Here is an 18032-nt window from a genome sequence, read left to right as displayed (position 1 = left end):
AATGCTCACATACCAAAATCCCACAGAATTCTTAAAGTATTTCTGCGGGATTATATATTAGATTTAATCTTTAAACTTCAAAGAAGTGCTTGTCGGGAAATGAAACAGCACCGTTAGAAGCAACTATTGTGCGATTTTTAAAATTGGTTTGATGGTGAACCCATTCTTGGAATCTTCAAAGGCTTTGTTAATATCGTCAAAATTGTAAAAACGGACTAATTTATCAAACGGGAACAGGCCTTTTTTATAATAATCAACCAATTCAGGGATGAACACTTGCGGCACTGCCTCTCCCTCAATCACACCCATCATCGTTTTCCCTTCTGCCATCAGATCATTGTGGACATCGAGGGTCATTTCAGGTGTAACACCTACAATGGCAACTTGTCCAAGCGGACGCAATGCTTGAAGCGATTGGCGGACAACAACAGGTACACCGGTCGTTTCAACGGCATAATGAGTGCCGCCATTCGTAATCTCTTTAATGTTTTTCACAATATCGACTTCTTTGCTATTTAATGCAGCAGTAGCTCCTAATTCTTTCGCCATCTCCAAACGATTCGCATGAATATCAATAGCGATGATATGTTTGCATCCGACGATTTTGGCTGCCATAATCGCGCTTAACCCTACAGCCCCACAGCCATAGACGGCAATGGAAGAACCGAACTCCGGCTTCAATTTATTTAAAACCGTGCCAGCCCCCGTTTGAATTCCGCAGCCCAACGGTCCTAATAGAGAGATGTCGACCTCTTGATCCACTTTCACAACGTTTCTCTCATTTGCAATCGCATATGCGGAAAAAGAAGATTGGCCGAAAAACGTTGATATTCCTTTGCTATCCTGATGAATCCGATGATTTCCGTCTTCATCCGTTCCGCCGAAATTCAAATCATTAAAATTGACGCATGTCGAAGGATGACCGGTTAAACAGTTTTCACAATGGCCGCAGGAAGCATAAGAAATGACAACATTATCTCCCGGCTCCACAGTTTTTACACCTGATCCGACTTTTTCTACAATTCCGCTGCCTTCATGTCCTAAAACAACGGGAAACGGCGTCAACCCCATATCTCTCGCAACTGCATCCGTATGACAAACTCCGGAAGCCACCACTTTAACTAATACCTCATTCGCCTTTAATTCGGATAGCTCCACATCTTCGATTTTAAAGTCTTCCCCTTTGGTATGAATCACTGCCGCTTTTGTTTTCATGAGAGTATCCCTCCTGTTCGTTTGTATGTATGCCCATCAAAAAAATTTTATGAGGATTTGCCTTTAATATTGACAAGATGCTTGTCATTTATAATCGATCTCATGAAAAATTAACTTTTACATCTCACGCGAGACCCTGCTTCGGAAAAACACTCTTGAACGTACAAAAGAGCGGCAATTCCATAATTGCAAGTGTTTTTTTATGATTTGTTTTTAGGTGCTAATTCAACAGCCTGCCTGATGGCTTCAATCTGTTGTTCGGAAAATTTGTTCATGAACTTTAAAGTCATTTTTTGCTTGTTATTCTCCTTTTTCCCTTGTAAGATTCTTTTACTCTTCCTGATATGAGCATTTCCTCTTTATACTTTCAATGAGCCTCAGGCCTTGCGCGAACCACATAAAAATATTCTCCTTCTATACATCTGGCAGAAAAAAGGGAGGCACTCGACATAAGCTCTTATCAACTTTTTATCAGCGGTAGTAAAATTTGTTCCATCTTCGGACAATGCTGCATTGCACCTTTGCACCACACCTTTATCTTTGTTGTTTCTATTATAACAAAACAGGAACAAATGTTCTGTATTTTTTAAACCTTTTTCTGTCTTTCACAATGAAAGCTGCGGAATGCCTTAAACATTTTCCTGATTGAGCCATTGAATCTTTTTTTGGATGTTGTCATGTCATTCAGACAGCTGCTGCCCGCAATCAGCGACTCGGAATTCCTTAAAAAGAAAAAACAGCCGCAACTCAGAAAGAAAATCAGGTTGCAGCTGCTTTTTCAAAGGAAGAAGATTTCAAATCTTTTTATCCTTTCAAATCAACAGTGTTTCCAAGATGCAGCTCAAGAGAGACGGCAGGCTGTGATCCCTTCAGCATTTCCGCAATGTTTTTCCCATTTTGTTCAGCGGTGTTCATGGCCAGCTTTAATACCGATAGACTTGCTTGCTGCTGAACATTTGATTGACTAAGTGCAACAGAGAGCGCAGCAACATCCATATGATCAACTCCAATTGAAAGTTTACTCCTTTTTATTATCGGCTGCTTTTACCAAATCTGAATTTTTAAGGAGAAAAAGTTTAATCTTTCAGGTTTCTTTTTATATAATATTGTTAAAAAAAGAAGGAGGCGGCAAAAAGAATGGAAGAGGTAACATTAAAAACCATCTTACAGGCTCTAAAAGAACATTCAGAGCATATCGACTCTCGGTTCGACCGGCTGGAAACGAGAATGGACGACCTCGAATCAAGAATGGGCAACTTGGAATCCAGAATGGATAGTCTTGAATCGAGAATGGACAACTTAGAATCGAGAATGAACGGTTTGGAAAAAGAAATGTATTTTTTAAGAACAGACATGGAGAAGTGCTTTAGCCAACAAGAAGAAAAGTAGAAGGCATAGCACTGACTTAACAGATGCACAAGAAACTCTCGACTCGTCTCCACCAAAACGTAAAGCATGACAAAAAACTTAGGCAATTATAGGTTTGTTTTCCCCATTGAGAGAGCAAAAGCATTATTGCCAAAAAATTCCACATGCTGCAGCCACACGAAAATTCCCAGCAACTCTTCTTTCCTATCGATCTTTACAGAAATGTTTTTTAAAAAGAATCTTAGATTTTCGTATTAACCGATAAATCATGTCAAATTTTTGACCATGAAAATTGCAGGCTGACTTTTATGACTACTTTCAAGAGAGCATTATCCCCCTTAGTTTCGCTTATGTCTTTTTAAAGTTTTTTCACAGTCATTACCGGCAATCCTTTATCAAAATCAACTCGATACTCAAATTGATGGCTATTAATAATAGTATTAGGATTACGTTTATGTTTTTCTTTTTTATCCCATTGTACTTGTTCCATTACAAATTTAAACATTTCTAAAAAATCAGCATTTAAACCATGTGTGGTTGAATGAAATATTTTATGATCAACCTTTGATTGGTCAATCAAATAAAAATTTGTTTGACCCAAACCTTTGCAAAAATTCTCTTTTTCTTTGATTGATACTAAATTATCGTCAGTACCTAAAAAAGAATAAATTTGCGCATTATTTATGAATCCTTTATATAAATTTGATAATGTTAAGATATTTTTGTCTTTGACCAATTCTTTTGCTAAATAGGAGAATTCGATGTTTAAAGTCAATTTACCATAATATTTATGAAGAAAACGGTTTGTATATAAATACTCAGGCTTCATCCAAGCAGAATTATCAATAATGAAAGTAAATTCATTTGGCGCCATACGATTACACAGATAAGCTAAATAAGCCCCGTGTGAATGTCCATATGCAATGACCTTATTGACATTATATTTTAATTGATTGTCATTTAAAATAATTTTTACAGCAAATAATGCAGTCAATAAATCCAATGCCTGCATGAAACCCATATCATTAAAATTTTCAATATTTTCATCTAACAATTCATGAAAAGGCAGTGATATTGGATATTTGGCAAAAATTGTAATAAATTCTTCAAAATTTTGAATGGATTTTAATTTCATTAAATCAATATCTTCAATAACATCTTTAAAATCTGTAAGTGAAAAATTTAATTTCACTCTCTTAGAATCCTGCATAAACTCGCTTCCAAAATAATCGCATTGTATCGTAATCAAATTATATTGATCAGCAAATTGCTGTCTCATTTTTTTATAAGATGATGTATAAAAGTTTGTGTAAAGCATTTTGCTAGACCAAAAGAAAAAGGTAGGGTATTCTCTGATTTGGCCAAAAATCTTAGAGAAAGGAGAACCCTACCTATGTCTAAAAGTATACCGAATGTAGACTGGGTCAATCAACTGGAAAGTGCGATTCGCCAGTTTGTAAAGGAAAAATTAGAACTCATCATGCGTGAAGAAATAAAACATTTCCTCGAAATGGAACAGACTGGAACGTCAAATATGAGAAACGGCTACTATCAGCGAAACCTAGATACGCAGTATGGTCCTTTCTGTTCCAAGAGACCGAAACGGGGAATTTCAAACGCAGTTGTTCACCCCTTACCAACGCCATACCGGCTGGCTCGAGGAAGCCATCATCAAAATGTATCAAAGTGGGATGAGTACGCGTGAAATTGGCAAGTTTATCGAACGAATTTTAGGAAATGCCTACTCACCAACAACGATTAGTCATATCACGGATGTGGTAAAGGAAGACATTGCGAAATGGCACACACGTCCTCTACAAAAGCGATATTCGGTCTTATATTTGGATGGGTTGTACGTGAAACTTCGTCGAGATACGGTAGAAAAAGAGGTCATTTATGTCGTGTTAGGTGTAAACGAAGAAGGGTATCGTGAAATTCTCGACTTCTTCGTAGGAGGACAAGAAAGTGCTTATGTATGGCAAGAAATTCTTCAAAACCTCTACAAAAGAGGCGTCAAGGAAGTACTTCTAGGCGTATTCGATGGACTACCGGGTTTAGAGGAAGCCTTTAAGACGGTTTATCCGAAAGCCGATGTGCAACGCTGTGTCGTTCACAAAGTACGTAATACCTTAAATCGTGTTCGGAAAAAAGATCAATTTGAAGTGGCAGAGGATCTCAAACTGATTTATCGCGCACCGAATAAGGAGATGGCGTTACAGATGTTTCAACAGTTTGAGTCGAAATGGTCCAGCAAGTATCCGAGAGAAGTTCAATCTTGGGCCAATGAGTTGGATGTCCTCCTTACATTTATGGATTATCCAAGCAGTATTCGAAGTTTGATTTACACGACCAATGCCATTGAACGAACGATCAAAGAGATTCGGAAACGTCTAAAGCCGATGAACAGTTTGAGTAGTTTAGAAGCCGCTGAAAAAGTCGTGTATTTGACCATCCAAGATTTTAATGAGAAATGGGCAGGGCGAAAGTTGCGAGGATTTGCCGAAGCACATGAAGCCCTTCAACGAATGTTTGAAGAACGTTACAATTAACCAAATAATGTAAATCAATGAGATAAGGGGGATTCTCTCTTTCCACACAGGAGACTGAATATTCAGTCTCCTGTGTGGAGGAAATATCCCTCTCTATATCTAAATCCATTTCAGAGATACCCTATCTATCTTACATTACACAAAATTCTTGACAGTACCTTTTATAAACATTAGATTGACTATTTGCTCCAAATCCAGGTATAAGTATTAATAATCCTGTATCTTCATTTACGCCAGTTTCAGGTTCCGAGAAGTATATATTAAGTTGTCTTCCTTTGTTGTTTCCTGTATAAATACTGGGATGAGCAGGAATTTTCAATTGGTGGTTCTTAGCCATTTTTTCACCCAATTTCTTCGTTTAATAAATATTTCTTCTCACCGCTTCGATAACATCCCTTACATCCTCATCTGTCATTCTAGGGAAAATCGGCAATGTTAACGCTTGTTCATACCATTGTTCCGCTTTTGGGCAAATCCCTCTTTGATATCCTAACTTCTGGTAGTACGGATGCCAATAGACAGGAATGTAGTGAACATGGACGCCAATATTTTCGGCGCGAATATTTTCAAAAATTTCCCTTCGGCTCCTTGCCAGCCTATCCAGTTTTAATTGCAGCATATATAAATGCCAGCCTGATTTCGTTCCTTCAAGCTGCTTTGGCAAGACAACACAATCCAGATCTTTAAAAGCTTCATTGTACATGTTGGCAATTTCCCGGCGACGCTTAATAAAACGATCCAACTTGTCCATTTGTGAAATCCCTAACGCGGCTTGTATATCTGTCATACGATAGTTGAAGCCTAAATCAATCATTTCATAATACCATGGACCTTCATCCCTTGATAAATTTTGATTAATGATGCCGTGGGAACGAAAACGTTTTAGTTTTTCGTAATATTCCTCGGAATCGGTGACAATGATTCCACCCTCTGCAGTCGTAACCGGTTTTACAGGATGAAAGCTAAACATGGTCATATCCGCAAGTGTGCCCACTTTTCGACCTTTATACATTGCTCCGAGGGAATGAGCACCATCCTCGATCACCACAAGCCCAAATTCATCAGCTATCTCCATAATGGCATCCATATCAGCCGGCTGGCCGGTAAAATCAACCGGGATAATTGCCTTCGTATTCGCTGTAATCTGTTTTCGTATTTCTTTAGGATCAATATTGTATGTCCGTTCATCTATATCAGAGAAGACAGGCTTTCCCCCACAATAAAGAACTGCGTTTGAAGTAGCTGCAAACGTTATCGGGGTTGTTATGACTTCATCTCCCTCGCTGATCCCGGCAGCAAAACAGGCTCCATGAAGAGCCGCTGTTCCATTCGAAAAAGCAACGGCATATTTCGCTCCAACATAATCGGCTACTTTTCGTTCAAACTCTTCAATTTTTGGTCCTTGCGTTAAAAAAGGCGATTTTAGCACAGCTACGACCGCTTCGATATCTTCATCCGTAATCCATTGTTGTCCGTAGGAAAGGAAAGATTCCCTTTTTTTCATTGTTCCACCTTCATTTACAACAATATGTCCCAACTTAATGGGGTTCCTTTTTTGACGTCTTTTTTAATTGTTTTGCCAAGAACTATATCATAATATTTTGGCGGCAATCCATGTCCAGGCCGAATCGCACGAACATTCTCTTTGGTGATGGTATCCCCTGCCTTTAAATCCTCTGTAACATAAAGAGAACGTCGATGTTCAAGCGAAGGCTTTTCCGCATTTGTAGGGCCGTAATGAACAACACCTAAGCTAAGCCAAGCTCGTTCCGTTTCTTCAACAAGCATTTTCATTTCATGGGGCTCTAGCGAAAACGCAGCATCTACTCCTCCTTCTGCACGGGAAGTGGTGAAATGTTTTTCAATTACCGTTGCACCAAGACCTACGGCTGCCACCGCTGCCCCAATGCCCATCGTATGATCAGACAAGCCGACTTCAACTCCAAACAATTCTCGCATATGAGAGATCGTTGCAAGATTTGAGTTTTCTGGTGTTGCAGGATATGTACTTGTACATTTCAATAATATTATTTGGTCATTGCCTTCTGAACGAACAGCTTGAACTGCTTCATCCAATTCCGCAACAGTAGCCATTCCAGTCGAAATAATAACAGGTTTTCCTGTAGCAGCCACTTTTTTAATTAACGGTATATCTATATTTTCAAATGAAGCAATTTTATAAGCTGGCACATTTAATGTTTCTAAAAAATCAACTGCTGTTTCATCAAAAGGGGAACTGAAAGCAAGCAATCCGTGCTTTTTGCAACGTTCAAAGATCGCTTCATGCCATTCCCACGGCGTGTATGCTTCTTTATACAGGTTATATAATGATTGACCTTTCCAAATATTTGTCTCACTCTCAATAAAAAATTCGCCTGTATGAATATCTAAAGTCATTGTATCAGGGGTGTATGTTTGCAGTTTTACCGCATCAACACCCGCTTCCGCCGCAAGATCAACGATTTTTAAGGCTCTTTCTAAAGATTGATTATGATTCCCTGACATTTCCGCAATGATAAAAGGTTTTTCACCTTTTCCAATTTTTCTATTACCTATCTGAATCATTTTATCACCACATTTCTAACATTGGAGTCACCCATGGATTCGGACCATCTGGGTTTTCTGTCAACTGCAAGCCTTTTATACTCATTTTTTGAATGGTTTCTTTTTGTTCAATTATCTGGTAAAGCAATTTTTCGTATGTTTTACTTGTTACTTTTTCATGCCAACCGAGATTGATAACAACTCCGAGCTGTGCAGCCTTTTTTGTTGCTTCAATTTGATTATCCGCAACAATCGTGCTTGAAGAAGGTAACCCCACATAACAACGTTCCCATGTAGTACTGCCGCCAGCTCCAATAGAAAAATCCGCTTTCGCCATCAATGATGCCAAATAATCGATTTGACAATGATACGCAAAGCCGAACTTTTCGCAATATGTACGCACAGTTTCTTTATCGGGATTTGCTTGCCCCACAACGATATCCACATGATGAAAGGAACCAGCAAAGTTTTCGAAAGCCTTCATCACTTTTAACGTTTCTCCGGTCGGATCACTTCCACCCATAAAAATAAGCAAATTTTGTACAACGGCTTTTCTAGGGCGTATCTTTTCACGAATTTTTGTAAACTCTTCTCGTAAAATTAAATATTTAGGTCCGAGCAGCTTTTTGCAATGCTTTGGCACGAGGTGATCGTATCGATGTTCATAATTATTCACAACATTTTGGTCAAGTAATATGTCGCAATCATGAGAGCGGTTTGCTAAATCATCAATGACAATCAATTTTTTAATAAAAGGGCGAATCATTTTTTCCCATTTTTCATCAATCCTATAGTGATCAATGATACAAATATCGTAATCTTGCCTTAAAAACAATTGCTGAATTTCTTTTACATCTTTCTCGAATTGAAAATCACCTTCGTACTGTAACATTTCAACATGAAAACCTTGTTTTTCAACAACGGCCGCTAAGTGACCTTGAAGCTTTCTCATGGCAAAAGTAATTTGATGTCCACGCTTCCGCATTTCATGAGCAATCGTCAAACATCTCATCACATGACCCGTACCTATTTGCACAGACGCATCTGTTCGTATTAAAATATTCATCTTTTCCCTCAAACAACAGGTTTTTGTTGGATATGTTTATTTAAAATTGCGATTTCAGGATGCTTTAATAAGAAATCAATAACGTCAACACTAGAAACTAATGGATTTTTAAAATGATCCGCCACTGCTTTGCAAAGGGCATAATCTTCCTCTGTATCCAGAGTAATTCTTAACTCTGGGTGCTGACGATTAGCTGGTACTGAATAGGAAATCCGTTCAAATTCTTCTCTAAATTCATAAGCATAATAAGTGACATGTTCGCGATGGCGAGGTTCATGACCATGTTGATGAATATACTTCAAAGCCTGATAAGAGATTAATTCAACAGCCAGTCCTCTTGGTAATTCTCCAGCTAAATCAATAATATCGACTTTTTTCTGTTCCATCAGTTTCACAATCTCATTTGCCATTTCAAAATCAACAAACGGACAATCTGCTGTAACACGCATCACATAATCAGGCTCATAAACTTTTGCACATTGAACGTAGCGGTCTAACACATCCTCTTCCGCCCCTCGAAAGAATGAAAATCCATGGCGCTTGCACCAATCTTCTACTTGATCATCTTGAGCTAAAGTAGAAGTTGCAACAATGACATCACTCACACCATCTATTTTTTTACAACGTTCTACAACATATGTAAGAACATCATGCTCGCCTAACGGTTTTAAAATTTTTCCCGGCAAACGGGATGAACCCATTCTGGCTTGGATGACGACAATAGTTTTCATACGATCACTTCCAAATATTATTAAATATTCCTATTTCAGTTTGGTCTTTCACAAACTTTGACCATTTTCTCCTCAAAAGTTAATTGTTTTCATTCTTTGGCAACTTAATCATTTGTGATAAAATCGATTCAAATACAAATATACATTGATATGATTGCTAGATCACCAAACCCTATTTTTATCTCCTTGGTTTTCTCAAAAATTTCTTGCTGTGATAAATTAATTAGAATTTAATTTCTTGTTTCAATATATTTTTGACTGGAAACTGCAATTCTGATAAGGCTTCATACAAATCGCTCTCCTTTGATCGAATAAATGTTATGCAACTGCCCATCTCATCATTTCAATCATTTTTCATTTAATTCACTATGCTTTTTCTCTTTAAATATACATTCCTATTCATCAGCAGTCTTTAGTAGCAATAAATCCCCCTTTATCTGTAAAAATATTCACTCTTCCTTGTATCTCGATATATTAAGAAGAAACTCAATTTGCTTCATCTTTAAGAAAAGTTTTAGTCCAAGAGCTTTATAAGTTCCTAAATGTTCCTATACAATCGTATGCTCCAGACAAGTATTGAAACTAATTGTTTCACTTATGACTCTTTTAACCGCCCCTATTGTTTTATACATCTCGTTTAATTCTTGCAGTCATTTATCCCGTACTTATGTCCACAGTTCACATTCTCATTTGATCATTTTATTCTCTTCTGTCGTAGAAAATCATGTTTATCAGATATTCCGTATCTCTAGCATATACATTTTCATTTTTCTAATTTTATTCTATCTAAAACATCTTTCAATTGTTTCAGAGACGGAATGCGGATATCTGCTTCAAACTCATTTGCCATTTCTAAATGTCGATACTGACCTGTCATCACTCGAATCGTTCGAAACCCGAGTGGTTTAATACCAACAAAATCTTTTTGCGGATTATCACCAACATAAACAATTTTTTCAGGAGGAACCTTTTCACGTTTAGCTATATGCCAAAAACAGTAGGCCGAAGGTTTAGCATTCCGAATACCATAACGATGTGTTATATAACAACACTTCATCTTTTTATATAGTCCTAAAGCTTGAAGCTTTTTATGTTGAACAATTTTATTCCCATCTGTGACAATATATTTAGGATAGTTGTAAATAGTTTCCAAACATTCTAACGTTTCTTGTGGCAATGTAATATTTGGCGTATGCATCCGATAGACAGAAATACTTTGTTTAACCAATTTCTTTGAAAAATGATTATACTTTATTAATAAATCATCAAAGATGGAGCCTCTCCCATTCGTTTGAAGTCGCTCCCACATCCACTCAAAAAGCTCTTGTTCCGAAACAGACAACTCTTTTGATAAAAAAGCGGCTACAGCTTGAAAACCACTTTTTACATACGTTAACTCATCATAAAGAGTATCATCTAAATCAAATACAACAATCATATAAATCCGTCTCTAACCTCCTAAACGGAAGAATCCAACGATATTTCGACCTAGTCCCATTTCAGCTAAAACATTATACAAACGAATCGTATCATCGATAGAGATTTCGTGAAGTAAATTTTCAATTATTATTCTTTTTTGATGAACACTTTTTCCTACTTTTCGATTTAGGATATAGTTTGTTTCTTCATTTAATAAATTCAAATCAATTGGATAATCCGCTAATAATAATTCTTTCTTCCACCCTACTGCTTCACAAAGATTAGTTAATCCTTTGTTATTGAAATAAGAAATGTGATCTGGCACAACAATCCAAAATGGTTCTTGAATACTTCCAAGTTCAAGCAATTTCTTTTGAACGATGGAAAAATCATTCGGTACTTCAATAATTAAAATTGTATCTTTATTTGCTATCTTTTTTAATTTATTTAATAGTTCTTCTGGATTCAGTACATGTTCTAATACATTATCAAGCAAAATAACATCATAGATTTCTCCTGTGTCTATTAACAAGTCGAGGTTCTCAAATATATCTCCCTGGATAATATAAGGAAGACATTCAGGATTCATCATTTCACAACCGTAAGAGCTATAATCTAACCCCTTTACTTCCCAAGAATGATTACTGAAATACTTTAGTGCCCATCCTTCTCCACATCCAACATCTAAAAATCTTAAGACTTCTTTTTTATTTAAAAGCTTTTGGACTACTATATGCTTTTGTTCAATTTTGTTATAAAAATATTTAATTTCTTCGTCAGAATAACTTTTTCTATACGTAGAATTTGATTCTTGATAATACATTTTTGAGTAATACTGCTCAAGTTCTGAAGGATTGGGCTTATTCTTTAATTCATAAAAACCATATTTATTTAGCACTACTTTATCAAACAAAATAATCCTCTCCTAAATAATTAGATCTTCTGGATATCTAATCAATTTCAATTCTTCTTTATTTCTAATAAAAGGATAAACGTCTATGTTATGTCCCGAAGACTCGAGAAAAAACCAATAAAAACTGTCTAATCCAGCTTTAATACTTAAATGAGATGCACCACCAAAACGTGCATTCACCTCAATAATATGGTAATTTTCTTTTTGATCAATAATCACCTGCATAACAATATGACCAAATAAATTTAAATCCTCTGCTAATGCTGCACATATTTCCTCAAGTCCTTCATTTCTTATAGTAGTCGTTATTTGCGACTCACCATTGACAATAACATCTCGCTTTCTTACAATTACACCTTTTGTTTTTTTCTTAGAAGTTACATATAAGTCAACACTATATTCTTCTCCTTTAATATAAGGCTGATAAATAGGGTTATTTAAACTTAAAGCATGCTGTACAGCTTCTTCTCTGTCCAAATTAATTCCTATATTTCTAGATCCTGCTCCATAACGCTCTTTTACAACTAAGGATGGACTATCTATTTCTTTCATATCTAATGCTGTCGGAATGACTGGATACCCTAATCTCTTCAACTCTTTAGCAAATAAATATTTATCCAAGGTTACATTAATGGATGGTGGACTAGAAACCATTACATAAATATCATTAGCACATAATAATTCCTTGTGTTGAGCAAAATATGCAAGTTCTCCATCACGTGATGGAATAATATATTTAATATTATTATCTTTACAATAATTAATTAGTTGATCAATTTTTAAATCTTCTAGTTCTGGCATTTTCCAAAATTTATCAACAAAATATAAACCAATACATTTATTGTTGACGTCTCCACCATAAATTTTATCGATCGTACCCAATTTTTCAGCCGCTTCCCTTACTTGTTTAAGTAAAGCTACTTTTTTAGATATACTTGTGATCAGTACATTGCTCTTATCGAAATCTTTCTTTTTTTTCTGTTGCTCAAACTTATTTATTTTAGAATCTACGGTTTCCATTTGGTTAATGGTTTTTTCAGTCAAAAATGTCGAATGAGATAAAAAATTTCCATGTATAAATGTTTGTTCAGATAAACATTTGTAATACATAATTCACCTACTCATTTTCTCAAGCTTTTTCTGTGAAAATAACCGTTGACCAAAACTGTTATTCTCATGCCTGAGTTCGGAGTAAAAAATCACTCATAAGTAAAAACTTATTCAATAACAATGTAAGATACATAAGGATTTAAAGGAGATCTTTGAATTTTATACTTATCTAATCCTAAAACCTCTTTCACCGCCAATGTTTCGCCAGGAAATTGAGGATGATTTAATTCATCAAATCCTATTATGCTCCCCTTTGTCAATCGATCGCGAATTGCTTCCAAACAAACCTTAGTTGGTTCATATAAGTCGAAATCAAAATAAGCAAGTGCAATAACTGTTTCTGGGTGTGCTTCTAAATATTCAAAAATGGTTTTTGTAGCATCCCCTTTGACAATTTCTGATTTCTTAATGTGTGGGATTGGATTTTCGCTTTCATGATAATCTAAAACTTTTTTTAAATACTCTTCATAATTTTCGCTAACAGAATAATCACCTTTTCTTACACTTTTTCCATCTTTTTTGTTAACTGAAGGAAAACCAGAAAACGTATCAAACCCTATTATTTTCCTTGTATAATTATAAGGTTCATATATCCCCCTAAACACTTCAAATAGAGCTAAATTTTGTCCCCATCTTACACCAAATTCCATAATTACACCATGAACATTTATTATTTTTTTATAGAGTTCATGCATAAAAAGTATCCGACTAAACAGCTGTCGGTTTAAATATAATCCTAAATTCATTAAAAGCTCGTTGTCTGGTATTGGAGTATTTTTTAAAATATCTACAAATTCAAGCCTTTTTTTCCTTTCATCCGATGAAGATTTAAATATAATACTGTACTCATTCGTATCCAAAATCATACCTCCTATGATTACATTTCTTCTACTAACGCTCGTAGCTCTTCTACCGTTAACCATTGCGTGTTTGTATCACTTGTATATTTAAAACCTTCTGGAAGGGGCTTTCCACCTTTCACTGATTCTCGTGACCACCAAGGAAATTCCGGTTGGATAACATAGTATGTATCAAACTCAACAGTATGTCTTGCGTCATCCTCTGTAATCATCGCCTCATGTAATTTTTCTCCTGGTCGAATTCCAACAATCTCAATTTCGCATTCCGGAGCAATCGCTTTTGCTAAGTCTACGACTCTCATACTTGGAATTTTCGGAACAAAGATTTCTCCACCTTGCATTCTCGCAAGAGAGTCAATCACAAATTGAACACCTTGATCAAGTGTGATCCAGAAACGAGTCATCCGTTCGTCTGTAATCGGTAATTTACCTGTATGACGAATTTTTTTAAAGAAAGGAACAACACTTCCACGGCTGCCAACTACATTTCCATAACGAACTACGGAAAATCTCGTTTCCTTATCACCAACATAAGAATTAGCCGCAACAAATAGCTTGTCTGATGCTAGTTTCGTGGCTCCGTAAAGATTTACTGGACTGCACGCTTTATCAGTACTTAGTGCAATCACTCGTTTTACTCCTCGATCAATAGCAGCTTCAATCACATTTTGAGCACCATGGATATTTGTCTTAATCGCCTCAAACGGATTGTATTCACAAGCCGGTACTTGCTTCATAGCCGCTGCATGGACAACATAGTCAACCCCATCAAACGCGCGATATAACCGTTCTTTGTCCCTGACATCACCAATAAAAAAGCGAATTCTTGGATCTTTATATTCCTGTGCCATTTCATATTGTTTTAATTCATCACGGCTAAATACGATGACTTTTTTTACATCATATTCTAATATTTTTTTTACAAACATCTTACCAAAAGATCCTGTTCCACCTGTAATTAAAACAACTTTTTTATCTAATATCATTTTGAATCCTTCCTCATCTTCTATTCTGACCAATTATTTTTATCTGCTTAAAAATATCAATTGACAATTTCTAATATCTTTTTGTATACATTGTTTAAACCTTTTTCATACAGATACAATCCCATCTGCAATTAGGGTCTATATCATGTCATAATTACTTTTGCCTTGTGGGTCTCAGATCAGAGCTGTTAGGGATAGCGATTAATTCCTTTGATGCAAATTCATTTTCAAATTGTGTCATTGGTCGGAGAAATGCTTTGTAAAATAATTTTATTAATACTTCATCTTTTTCATTCACTGTCGTAAATAACGGTGCAAGTTATTAAATTTTCATGAATTAACTTCTATTTGGGGCTGTCTAATAAGTCGATTTTCCGGCTTATAGACGCCCCTTTAATGTTTTAGAAACGCTGATATATCAATGCTTATGATGTTTCGATTTCAGTGGATTTTGACTTTCTGGACAGCCCCTATTTACTTCTACTGACAATTCGCCATTTTCAACCTATCCATTGGTGATTTTGTCCACACGGTTTGTTAACTGACTTGATATGAGCCGTAAGTATTTACCGTTTAACACAACCGCTCTTGACACAAATCCAAAATTATTCTTACAACTATTTAATCAGTTTTGTAATCCTTTTATCTGAAACGACATCCTCTATGTAATTTATAACTAACAGATAAAAATTCTTTAGTTCTTCTGTCAAAGCCAATAAATCGTCATTTGAATATTTCGCTTTGTCCTCAAAATATTCAAATTTATTAACTATTTTATTAAACATAAAAGTTAAATTTGACATAATTACTTTTTCAATAAGAGGTTCTTTGCTAATTTTCCTGAAGGATTTCAAAATTTTTTTCATATCATCATTTGAAATGCTCCCAATCTTAAGCAGCCTTTCAATTGATTTTTTAGCTTTTTTCATTTGCTCCAAAACCTGTTCAAATTTATGTATTACTTCTTTAATGTTGTCTAGGCCAATACCTGCATTGATAGCATGAAGACGTTCTAACTGAATTGCTTTTCTTTCTGGTAACTCTTTTATTGAATTTGGATGAATAAACTCAGTTCCTTTTATTTTCGCTCCAAATTCGGATAAATTATAAATTTTAATATTAGAAAATGTTTTAATAACATTTTCAAAAGATTCTAAAAAGATTTTTAAAGCATGCGTAGTTCCGACCATTTCCCCTCGATTATTTTCCACTTCTGTTTCAATTTTTACTGACTTTGCGCCTCCGTGCTCACGAATACCATCTGCATAATATCTTCCATCGACTAAAGCCAAGTCTTGTCCAATTAAGTATACTTCTGAAAAACCTAAATAAGCGATTACTTGCAAAGTAAAAATTGCAACAGAAGGCGAATTAAATTGAAATGTATGCAAATCAGGAAAAGTTAATGAGGATATATTATCATTTAGCGAACGTGATACGACAAGAGTTCCTTTATGATTTCTTTGTATATTAGAATTTGACAATGTTTCGAAAATTAATGTCCCATCATAATATAAATCTTTAAAATGCGTTTCATAGTTGATATCACCAGCATCTATACTTAAAACAAAATCAGGTGTTATTCCGTTTGTTAAAACAGCCCGTAAAGCAGAACCTACTGAAAACGTGTAAGCAGATGATTGAATCTTTTTGATTGTGCCCATATTTTGTTTCAAAGAAGGACCAGAAGCAATGAGAACAGCTCTCTCACCAGCATATTTATTTTTTAAATCTTTCAAATTTATAGCTTTGTCAATATAAGGGTAATTTAATAAAGGCTCAATAATCCAATCAACGGCGAATTTCAATTCAGTATTGTTCATAATTTTTCTTGTTTTAATACCATCATTAATAATTTGTAAACATTTTTTCAATATTGAAGGGTCAATTTTTTGATAGTTTGGATGAATTAATATACTTGTCGGTAATGAAATAAAGGCAGATAAATATTGAGAAAATACAAGAGAAGTCAACTCATCCACATAGTAAAAACTGAGCTTTTTTTCATTTTTAATTAAATTCAATGTATTTTCAGAAAGAGCAATTTCTTTAAATGGTTCAACAAAGATAAAATGAGCGGATTCCTTATATACATGGCTATTAACCAAACAGTCGATCAACGCTCCATTTCCAACACCAATAATAATTACTAAATGATTTTTTACGACTCCCATTTTTTTAATAAAACGCTGTGCTTCTTTTTCTGGTGAATATATAGAATTCAAAGGTATTTGTTTATATCCGTCTGAAAAAAGGAATATTTTAGAACCATCATCAGCTATTTGAGATACAATTTGATACTTCATCTTTACATCCTTTCTTCCAATTGCTTTAATAGCCTTTTAAACAATGGAACAAGTTCGTATTCCATTAAATCAAGCACATATTCTACATTACCTAATTGGGTCTGTCGCAATGCCTTTAAAGAAAATTCCTCCAATCTTTTTGGATCAATCACGTTTATATCCAGGTATTTTTGTGTATTTGAAAACTCAATTAATGCTTCTACAACATTCGCAAAAGCTTCTTGAACAGAAGAATAGTTTTCTTCATCCCTAATATTATCAATATATTGTTCAATTTTGTCTACGTAATCGTTTAATTCTGAATAAATTTCGAATAATAATTCTTTTATCTTAATCGCTTTAAAAAAAACTTGCTGGTTCTCGTTTTGTTTAATCACTTCTTCCAATTGCGAATCTGTTAAAGGAACATTTTCATTGTTTATAATAATTAAATGATGCTTCCACAAATATTCTTTTATTTTTGTTAATGCCTCTTCTAAAGTTGTATCTTGTACAACTAACTGATCGTTTACAAATATCATTTTACGTTCCTCCCTGAATAAAAGAATAGATAGCCCCATGGCTATCTATTCTTTTATTATTATAATAATATCTATTCCATTTCTTATCTAAGTAATTGCAAAACTCCTTGAGGCAGCTGATTTGCTTGAGCCAGCATCGCTTGAGCAGCTTGAGAAAGAATGTTGTTCTTCGTGAATTCCATCATTTCTTTCGCCATCGTGCGAACATTTGCTTTCACAAATGACTAGACTATATCTTCACCCTCAGCTTTACCTGTTAGGGGCCGGGCACTTCGGATTGAAGCAGGACGATGGAAGAATCCTGTTCATCCTACGGACTTCATCACCATAGCATTCGCCTTAGGCGGTATGTCCTAGTCGTTGAACCTTCTCCACTCTTTCGAGACAGGAGCTTGGCTGCTCGGTTGCCCAATCCTTTGGCTTTTCAAGCCATCACGCTTGCCG

15 protein-coding genes and 2 pseudogenes are annotated in these 18032 nt (G+C 35.3%); 2 read left to right on the top strand and 15 right to left on the bottom strand.

The genetic code is table 11. From position 1 onward, the window contains the following. Positions 1 to 123: 123 nt before the first annotated feature. Both NSQ41_RS03130 and NSQ41_RS03125 read right to left on the bottom strand, forming a co-directional pair. Complete coding sequence (locus NSQ41_RS03130) at positions 124 to 1215, bottom strand: NAD(P)-dependent alcohol dehydrogenase (RefSeq protein WP_027725901.1); 1092 nt, start codon at positions 1213 to 1215, stop codon at positions 124 to 126. Positions 1216 to 2019: 804 nt separating this feature from the next. Then, entirely contained in the window at positions 2020 to 2211 is a 192-nt protein-coding gene (locus tag NSQ41_RS03125; RefSeq protein ID WP_311066868.1) for a YjfB family protein, read from the bottom strand. A gap of 141 nt (positions 2212 to 2352) precedes the next feature. Between NSQ41_RS03125 and NSQ41_RS03120 the strand changes: the two genes are divergently transcribed. After that, positions 2353 to 2604, top strand: a complete 252-nt coding sequence (locus NSQ41_RS03120; RefSeq protein WP_311066867.1) for a hypothetical protein — start codon at positions 2353 to 2355, stop codon at positions 2602 to 2604. A gap of 337 nt (positions 2605 to 2941) precedes the next feature. Here NSQ41_RS03120 and NSQ41_RS03115 read toward each other — a convergent pair whose 3' ends face one another. Then, positions 2942 to 3793: a DUF2920 family protein gene (locus NSQ41_RS03115; RefSeq protein WP_339210985.1), complete on the bottom strand. Its 852-nt coding sequence runs from the start codon at positions 3791 to 3793 to the stop codon at positions 2942 to 2944. A gap of 183 nt (positions 3794 to 3976) precedes the next feature. Between NSQ41_RS03115 and NSQ41_RS03110 the strand changes: the two are divergent. Then, positions 3977 to 5132: pseudogene (locus tag NSQ41_RS03110) on the top strand (IS256 family transposase). 358 nt (positions 5133 to 5490) lie between these two features. Here the strand turns inward: NSQ41_RS03110 and pseC are convergent. The 12 genes and pseudogenes from pseC to NSQ41_RS03050 all read right to left on the bottom strand — a co-directional run. Continuing rightward, positions 5491 to 6636: a UDP-4-amino-4,6-dideoxy-N-acetyl-beta-L-altrosamine transaminase gene (gene pseC, locus NSQ41_RS03105; RefSeq protein WP_339210983.1), complete on the bottom strand. Its 1146-nt coding sequence runs from the start codon at positions 6634 to 6636 to the stop codon at positions 5491 to 5493. Between the two features lie 14 nt (positions 6637 to 6650). Further along, on the bottom strand, positions 6651 to 7697 hold the full coding sequence (gene pseI, locus NSQ41_RS03100) for a pseudaminic acid synthase (protein ID WP_339210981.1): 1047 nt from the start codon (positions 7695 to 7697) through the stop codon (positions 6651 to 6653). Between the two features lie 4 nt (positions 7698 to 7701). Further along, positions 7702 to 8742 (bottom strand): UDP-2,4-diacetamido-2,4,6-trideoxy-beta-L-altropyranose hydrolase, encoded by a 1041-nt coding sequence (pseG, locus tag NSQ41_RS03095; RefSeq protein WP_339210980.1) that lies wholly within the window; start codon positions 8740 to 8742, stop codon positions 7702 to 7704. An 8-nt stretch (positions 8743 to 8750) separates the two neighbouring features. Then, complete coding sequence (locus NSQ41_RS03090; RefSeq protein ID WP_339210978.1) at positions 8751 to 9473, bottom strand: glycosyltransferase family protein; 723 nt, start codon at positions 9471 to 9473, stop codon at positions 8751 to 8753. Between the two features lie 763 nt (positions 9474 to 10236). After that, positions 10237 to 10911, bottom strand: a complete 675-nt coding sequence (locus tag NSQ41_RS03085) for an HAD family hydrolase (RefSeq protein ID WP_339210977.1) — start codon at positions 10909 to 10911, stop codon at positions 10237 to 10239. Between the two features lie 12 nt (positions 10912 to 10923). Next, positions 10924 to 11805: a class I SAM-dependent methyltransferase gene (locus NSQ41_RS03080; protein WP_339210976.1), complete on the bottom strand. Its 882-nt coding sequence runs from the start codon at positions 11803 to 11805 to the stop codon at positions 10924 to 10926. A 12-nt stretch (positions 11806 to 11817) separates the two neighbouring features. Further along, positions 11818 to 12915, bottom strand: coding sequence for an ATP-grasp domain-containing protein (locus tag NSQ41_RS03075; protein ID WP_339210975.1), 1098 nt, complete (start codon positions 12913 to 12915; stop codon positions 11818 to 11820). 107 nt (positions 12916 to 13022) lie between these two features. Beyond that, a complete protein-coding gene (locus tag NSQ41_RS03070; RefSeq protein WP_339210973.1) occupies positions 13023 to 13781 on the bottom strand; it encodes a TylF/MycF/NovP-related O-methyltransferase in 759 nt (252 codons plus the stop codon). 11 nt (positions 13782 to 13792) lie between these two features. Then, entirely contained in the window at positions 13793 to 14761 is a 969-nt protein-coding gene (gene pseB / locus NSQ41_RS03065; RefSeq protein ID WP_339210971.1) for a UDP-N-acetylglucosamine 4,6-dehydratase (inverting), read from the bottom strand. A 617-nt stretch (positions 14762 to 15378) separates the two neighbouring features. Next, positions 15379 to 17067, bottom strand: a complete 1689-nt coding sequence (locus NSQ41_RS03060; RefSeq protein WP_339210969.1) for a 6-hydroxymethylpterin diphosphokinase MptE-like protein — start codon at positions 17065 to 17067, stop codon at positions 15379 to 15381. 2 nt (positions 17068 to 17069) lie between these two features. Further along, positions 17070 to 17588, bottom strand: coding sequence for a hypothetical protein (locus NSQ41_RS03055; RefSeq protein ID WP_339210968.1), 519 nt, complete (start codon positions 17586 to 17588; stop codon positions 17070 to 17072). A gap of 83 nt (positions 17589 to 17671) precedes the next feature. Continuing rightward, a pseudogene (locus tag NSQ41_RS03050) lies at positions 17672 to 17785 on the bottom strand (flagellin); the annotation flags it as partial. Positions 17786 to 18032: the final 247 nt, after the last annotated feature.

Origin of the sequence: Aeribacillus sp. FSL K6-8210 (genome assembly GCF_037963925.1) — a bacterium.
Taxonomy (GTDB): domain Bacteria; phylum Bacillota; class Bacilli; order Bacillales; family Aeribacillaceae; genus Aeribacillus; species Aeribacillus composti.
The sequence above is the reverse complement of the archived record's forward strand: the minus strand, read 5'-3'. Positions and strand labels throughout refer to the sequence as shown.